The following is a 1100-nucleotide window of genomic DNA, read 5'->3' as shown; positions in this document are numbered from 1 at the left end:
CACCGCCTGCCGGCGAGGCTCGAGACGGAGGGGTCTTCTTAGCGGTCAACCGCTAGCGCCGTTGGTATTACACACTTCTAGCGATCGCTTCCTTTTGTCCCTCCCCACTTGTCGCGGAGGCGGATGAGCGTATCCGAGTAAACCTCTGTAAGCGCAAAACGAGTGCGCGAAGACCGAAGGTCAACGACCTGAGTCGAAGCGGATGAGGTACGGTGGTGAGGTTTCTTACCTACCGGTGCGTTCAGCGCTTGCCGATAGGACCGAAGACACCCAACACCATTTCGCTGCCCGCACTTCGTTTTGCTTCGCTTATGGTCGTTCGCTTGCCGAGATATATCTCGGCTGGCTCTTACCCCAACAAGTAGGGAGGAGAAAGAAAAAGAGGGACAAGTGACCTAGCCGCAGGCACTAAAAAACCCCATGCCCGCAGCCGGCATGAGGTTCCAAAAGACATAGAGCCACAGCTCAGGGCTTCTTGATATTGTTCAGGGTCGCCTGCTGGCCCTTGGTGAAGCCCGCCGCGGAGACGGTTTCAACCTTGACCGCTTCCTTCTTCGGTTTGCGGACTTCCTTGTTGCTCTTTTTCTGACCCTTGGCCATGGCGCGACTCCTCAAAAAGGGTACAATGACAGGTCTTGGCCCCGAAAGCGCGAAAATTCTTCAGGTCAGTCATCCGCCTGATAAACAACCAGGTTGATATAGGGCTCCGGTTGGTCGAACTGAATCAGTGACACCTGCACGCCCGTCATCTGAGTCTTCAGGTACCATACGCGTTCAAACAGACCGAATGTCGACATGACCGCACAGCCCCTCACCGCTTCGGTATAGGCCGCAGCCGCCGGGCCATCGGTGTTACCGGCCAGGGTCATGCGACAGGTGTAGCGCATGCGGGCCGGTGTTTCCGTGGTCTGGTAAACCTGGCAATCGGTCGTGTCCGGAACCGCGAGGGTGGCGCGCCATTCGTCATTGCCCAGGCTCTCGCCGCGCACAGCTGAGAACCCTTCGGTGGCGGCATCGAGAACCGGCTGGAAGGCCTTACAAAACGATGTGGCTTCCGCCTGCGCCACCGGAGCGGCCAGCAGGGGCAAAAGTGCAAGTAA

Annotated in this window: 2 protein-coding genes; both read right to left on the bottom strand. The window is 57.9% G+C overall.

Going from position 1 to position 1100, the window contains the following annotated elements:
- Window positions 1-465 precede the first annotated feature (465 nt).
- Entirely contained in the window at window positions 466-600 is a 135-nt protein-coding gene (locus tag ABI_RS26520; protein WP_006275026.1) for a hypothetical protein, read from the bottom strand.
- A 65-nt stretch (window positions 601-665) separates the two neighbouring features.
- A partial coding sequence (locus tag ABI_RS20695) for a hypothetical protein (protein ID WP_040309791.1) occupies window positions 666-1100 on the bottom strand: 435 nt, incomplete at its 5' end.

The organism is Asticcacaulis biprosthecium C19 (genome assembly GCF_000204015.1).
Classification (GTDB): domain Bacteria; phylum Pseudomonadota; class Alphaproteobacteria; order Caulobacterales; family Caulobacteraceae; genus Asticcacaulis; species Asticcacaulis biprosthecius.
Note: the sequence above shows the minus strand (reverse complement) of the source record. Positions and strands in the feature narration are given on the sequence as shown.

What these genes read in the sequence shown, in the direction of transcription:
- ABI_RS26520 (WP_006275026.1), bottom strand. Translation starts at nt 600, where the DNA reads ATGGCCAAGGGTCAGAAAAAGAGCAACAAGGAAGTCCGCAAACCGAAG.